The following is a 6000-nucleotide window of genomic DNA, read 5'->3' on the forward strand; positions in this document are numbered from 1 at the left end:
ACCCAACCTACAAACTTATAACATAAGTTGGATTGAGTCACGAAACCCAACAGATATATAATCTTTTCCTTGGGTTGACGAAAGGAAACCCAACCTACAAACTAAACTTGACAATTTGCCAAAATCAAGATAATAAGGCTGGTTTATTGTGGAGTTTTTGTTTTTGAAAGATAATATCATGTCCGGTTGAGTAATTAGATTTTCGTGGAAGGAAAAAGGCAGAAGCTTTTCTGCCATTTTCACCTTAATTTTATACACGCACGGTGCCCGAAAAATTCGATGCTACCGGACATGATATAATATAGAATCTGAATAATTAGTTGATGAAAAACTTTATACCTTCTCACCCTATTCCTTCCCTTCTCCCTTCTACCTTCCTTTCGCTGCAGACATACTTGATTAGTAAAAATGTTATATAATATACTTATTCCTAAAACAGGGAACAGGGGAAGACGCGGATAAAAAGTCAGAATAAATCCGGTTTCTGGGTTTGCCTAAACACGCAAAGAAACCCGGTTTTTTCCGAGAAACCGGGTTTATGGGTAACACTTCCCACAGTTCCCATTGCTGATGACTGATAACTGAAAAAACTCCCTACTCCCATTGCTGATAACTGATAACTGATAACTGAAAAAGCTCCCTGCTCCCATTGCTGATAACTGATAACTAATAACTGATAACTGAAAAAGAGGCTAAAGAAGCAATGAAACCAATAGAATCTGAAAAAACATGGCAGATTATTCTTGAAGCAGTGCCAGTAGGAATACTAATTAGTCGTGCATTTGATGGTGTAATTCTTTTTAGTAATCAACTGTTTAGACGAACTTTTGGACTCCCTAATGAAATATTAATTGGTAGTCCTCAATCAAATCTTTACTCTAATTCTGAAGAATATAAACTATTGTTAAGAAATCTTTATCAAAAAACTGTTGTGTGCGATTGCACAATAGAACAAATGTGCTATCGCCAAGTTAGCTTCAAGAAACCAGATGGGAGAAAATTCTGTGCTCATGTTTCAATGAGTTTTGTTGATTTTCATGGGGAAACTGCCATCCTATCCACATTTTTAAATATTCCCGAACCACAACTTACTCAAAAATCCCTGCAAAGACAAGCTTTAACTTTTGAACATCTCTACGATGGGGTGATCCAGACCGATATGGAAGGTCGCATTATTGAATGGAGTCCAGCAGCAACTAGAATGTTTGGTTACAAAAAATATGAAGTCCTGGGAAAGACTCCAGCTATTCTACACAAACCAGAAGAAGCTTCTGTCTTGATGCCAGAAATAATTGAGCAGATCAAGACAAATGGTAAGTGGGTAGGACAAATTCACTTTGTTCGCAAAGATGGTAGTGAGGGAATATCTGAAACCAGGGTGGTACCAATGGTAGATAAATTTCAGCAAATTGTGGGGACTATTGGAGTTAACCGTGATATTACGGAACAAAAACGAGCGCAAGACAACGAAAATAAATTGTTAGAGTCCCTCAAATATAGGGAACATCTACAGACAGCAGTAGCGTCGGTTGGACAAAAGGCGCTGGAAACATCAAATATTTATCAATTATTCGATCTCACAGTTACTATAGTTGCCAAAACTTTAAATGTGAAATTTAGCAAAGTGTTGGAGTTATTACCTGGTAGTCATGCTTTTCTCCTGGCTGCGGGTGTAGGTTGGCGAAAAAACTTAGTCGGTAAAGCTACGGTTAGTGCTGAGGCGAAATCTCAAGCTGGTTATACTCTTTTAGTAAATAAGCCAGTTATTGTCAAGGATTTACTGATAGAAACACGGTTTCCTGGTTCGCCTTTGTTACATAACCATCGGGTGGTTAGTGGTGTAACTATAATCATTCCTAATTTAATAATTAAAGAATCTCAAAATCAGAGTTTCCATAATGTTCAACCTGCTTGGGGTGTTTTGGGAGTTCATTCTAGACAGGAGCGAGAGTTTAGCCAAGATGATATTTATTTTCTGGAAGCGATCGCTAATATTTTGGCAACTGCCATCGAACGTCATACCAATGAAGAATATCTGCAACTGATGAAACGAGCTATTGATAGTAGCAATAATGGTATCGTTATTACTGATGCTACTGAATCAGATAACCCAATTATTTATGCTAACCCCAGTTTCCAGAATCTGACAGGCTATAAATTTGAGGAATTAATCGGAAAAAATTGTCGGATGTTACAAGGAAAATCAACAGATAGACAAACAATTAAAAAAATGAAAAAAGCCATTTTACATGGTGAAGAATGTCATGTAGTTTTAAAGAATTTTCGGAAAGATGGTACGGACTTTTGGAATGAATTATTTATTGCTCCAGTTTATAATTCTCAACAACATTTAACCAATTTTATTGGGATACAAAAAGATATTACTGAAAGATTACGTTGGGAAAAAGAATTATTGATTAAAACTCAAGCCTTAGAAAAATTTAGTTCTAGCTTAAAAGAATTACATAGAATTGCTACTTATAACCACAACAATATAGAAGAACTTTTTACTGATTATCTTCAGGCTGGTTGTAAAATTTTCGAGACTGAGACTGGAGTTATTGGGGAAGTAAAAGGTAAATTATTTACTATTAAATCTGTACAATCAAATCTGGATTATTTTTCATCAGGAAGAGTATTTAAGTTATCCGATATTTTATGTGCAAAAACAGTAGCAGAACAAAAAACAATCTTTAGTAATGAATTAGAAGAATCAGAAACAAAAGGTATGCCGATAAAATTATATATTGGCACTCCTATATTTGTAAATCATCAAATTTATGGTACTTTATCCTTTTCCTCTCCTCAAGCTAGAAGTAGAGAATTTGAGTATCACGAACAGGAAATTATTGAATTAATGGCTCAAATTATTGGGAAATTTATTGAAATTTCTCAAAAAGAATTAGAGCAACAAAAAACTTTGGTAGCACTGCGAGAAAGTGAAAAACGTTACCGTCTTTTAGTAGAGTCTTCTCCCGAAGCGATCGCTGTAATTTGCCTGGAAAAATTTGTTTATATAAACACTGCTGGAGCTAAATTATTAGGAGCAGAATCTCCCAAGAACATTCTTGGTAAATCAATCTGGAAATTTATTCTCCCAGAATATATAGAAGCAGAAAAACAGCGACTAGAAGAAGTTCAGAAACGAAAACAACAAACAAATTTAGAAGAAGAAAAATTAATCAGAGAAGATGGAAAAGTCATTGATGTAGAAATAACTGGAATCCCTTATAATTATAATGGCATAGCAGCAACCCAAATAATTATTCGAGATATTACCAAACAAAAACAAGCCCAAGAAAAACTGCTCTATGATGCACTTCACGATACACTGACAGGTTTACCCAACCGTGCCTTGTTTTTTGACCGACTTAAACTAGCATTACATCGGTCTAAACAACACCCAGACTATGAGTTTGCTGTTCTCTTCTTAGACCTAGATCGCTTTAAAGTAATTAACGACAGTTTAGGACATAATATAGGAGATAAACTATTAGTAGAGATCAGCAAACGATTACTAAACTGTATCAAAGCTTCAGATACTCTGGCGAGGTTAGGAGGAGACGAATTTACCATTTTGTTAGAGTATCCACCAGATATTAGCTATGCTGCCATGATAGCCATAAAAATTAATCAACAACTTGCTAAACCAATTTACATCGAAGGACATGAAATCTTTACTACAGCAAGTATTGGAATTGTTGGTAGTCGTGGTAATTTTGTCGAGGGTGTTGATGAAAATAATCCCGATCTTTGTCCTGTTTACAATAATCCAGAAGACCTGCTGCGAGATGCTGATCTTGCCATGTATCGAGCTAAAGCTTTGGGTAAAGCTAGACATGAGATATTTGATTTGACAATGCACAGTCAAGCTCTCTCATTATTAGAGTTAGAAAACGATCTCAGACGAGCTGTCGAATTGATTAAACAAGACCCAGCTAATTCTCAATTCATATTAAATTATCAACCAATAGTCTGTTTATCTACGGGTAAAATTACAGGTTTTGAAGCTTTGGTAAGGTGGCATCATCCCAGTAAAGGTTTAATTTCTCCAGGTAAGTTTATTCCCTTAGCTGAAGAAACAGGTTTAATTATTCCTTTGGGAATGTGGATATTACGAGCTGCTTGTCAACAATTAACTATTTGGCAGAAAGAATTTAACTGTCCAGATATAGAATCTCATCAGAAATTAACCAAAAATCAAACTACAGAAATATCTCAAATATATAATTGTTTACCTCAGAAACAAAATAACAAATGTCCTTGTATTTGCTCTGTAGATGATTCTATTTATCAATTTCCTACCTCATTAACTATGAGTGTTAATCTTTCTAGTAAACAACTTTCTCAACCACATTTAGCAACAGAAATTGAGGAGATTTTACAACAAACAAATTGCCAGCCTAATTCTTTAAAATTAGAGATAACAGAAACATTAATTATGGAAAATATTGCTTCAGCAACTGAAGTATTGAACCAACTAAAAAAACGAAATATTAAATTATCAATAGATGATTTTGGTACAGGTTATTCATCATTAAGTTATCTACATCAATTTCCCATTGATACCCTAAAAATTGACCGTTCTTTTGTAAGTAGATTAAAGCCAGATATGACTGGTCAACCGCCAAAAATTGTTAGTGCAATTATTGGATTAGCTCATAATTTAGGTTTAGAAGTAATAGCAGAAGGAATAGAAACCGAATATCAAATGAAACAATTACAACAGTTTAAGGGTGATAAAGGGCAAGGATATTGGTTTTCTCAACCATTGGAAAGTCGCTATGCAACCTCACTACTGCGCAATTTTAAGTATCAAGTCTAGGGAGCTTTTTAGTCCGTAGGGGTTTGGTCTCCAAACCCTCTTGAATGGGCAAAAACCCCATATCATATTAAATCCGGTAGCATCGGTATAATTTCCAACCGTAGGGGTTTGGTCTCCAAACCCTCTTCAAGCTGTTAATGAACCACATCACCACAACCAAAATATCGTAGGGAGTTAGGTTTTTTCTTTCATATCATGTCCGCTGGTATTGGAGCGTGTAAAAAGTAAGGGAAATATCTACCTTCTGTAAGGTTTTTCCAATAATAACTTCTTCCTTACCAAAAAATGAAGTATAAAGCCTCTGCCGATAACAGACCAGGAATGAGAGAAAATGTTTTACAAAAAATATTCGATCTCTTCTTCACTACTAAACCAGTTGGTCAAGGAACTGGACGAGGATTATCTATTAGTTACCAAATAGTTACAGAGCAACATGGAGGACAATTGCAGTGTTTTTCGGAAATTGGACAAGGTACTAAGTTTATGATAGATATACCAATTTAATTTAGTAGGGGAGTAGGGGAGTAAGGGAGTAGGGAGTAGGGCAGTGGGAAGTGGGGAGTAGGGGAGATGGTGCATAATGGGGGTATTTTGATACTTTTTTCTCTATTCTATTTCTGGAAATTATGACTTTTGACTCCTTAATCCTGACTACTGTTTTTCAATCCTCACTTTTGCAAAGATACGGTTAGGGGGTTCTATAAGAAAAGGTAATTATTAATTATGGAAACAGGAGGCAGCCAAAAGAATAGTGAGAGTAATTTTTCAGCAAGAGCGTTACCCCAAAATACTTACTTGAACAGGACTTAGGCAGCAACGATAGATATAGTGGTTAAAACTCTTGGGCAATAGTTTTTTGACTCTATATATAGTACGTTCGCGTAAGTCCTGTTGAAGAATCTGAGCTACCTAAAAGCTGGAACTTTTTCCCAACTTCAATACTTATCTTTATCTATGCACAGGACTTTTACGCAACTACAACGTATTTTCGTCGGATACGACTGAAGAGAAACAATCTCAAACCCCTGTATTTCCTACCTCATGGGTAAGTCCTATATTAAATACTTTGAGATTGAATCAGCAAACCCTAGTTATTTATAAACAGGACTTAGACAGCGACCATAGATATAGTGGTTAAAACTGTTGTGCAATAGTTTTTTAACTCTATATATAGT

2 protein-coding genes are annotated in these 6000 nt (G+C 35.4%); both read left to right on the forward strand.

What is annotated here, in order from left to right:
- Positions 1–703: 703 nt before the first annotated feature.
- Entirely contained in the window at positions 704–4825 is a 4122-nt protein-coding gene (locus VKJ25_RS20455) for a PAS domain S-box protein (protein WP_324238489.1), read from the forward strand.
- A 285-nt stretch (positions 4826–5110) separates the two neighbouring features.
- On the forward strand, positions 5111–5329 hold the full coding sequence (locus VKJ25_RS20460; RefSeq protein WP_324238490.1) for a sensor histidine kinase: 219 nt from the start codon (positions 5111–5113) through the stop codon (positions 5327–5329).
- Positions 5330–6000 lie beyond the last annotated feature (671 nt).

This window comes from Okeania sp. (assembly GCF_035285525.1).
Taxonomy (GTDB): Bacteria; Cyanobacteriota; Cyanobacteriia; order Cyanobacteriales; family Microcoleaceae; genus Trichodesmium.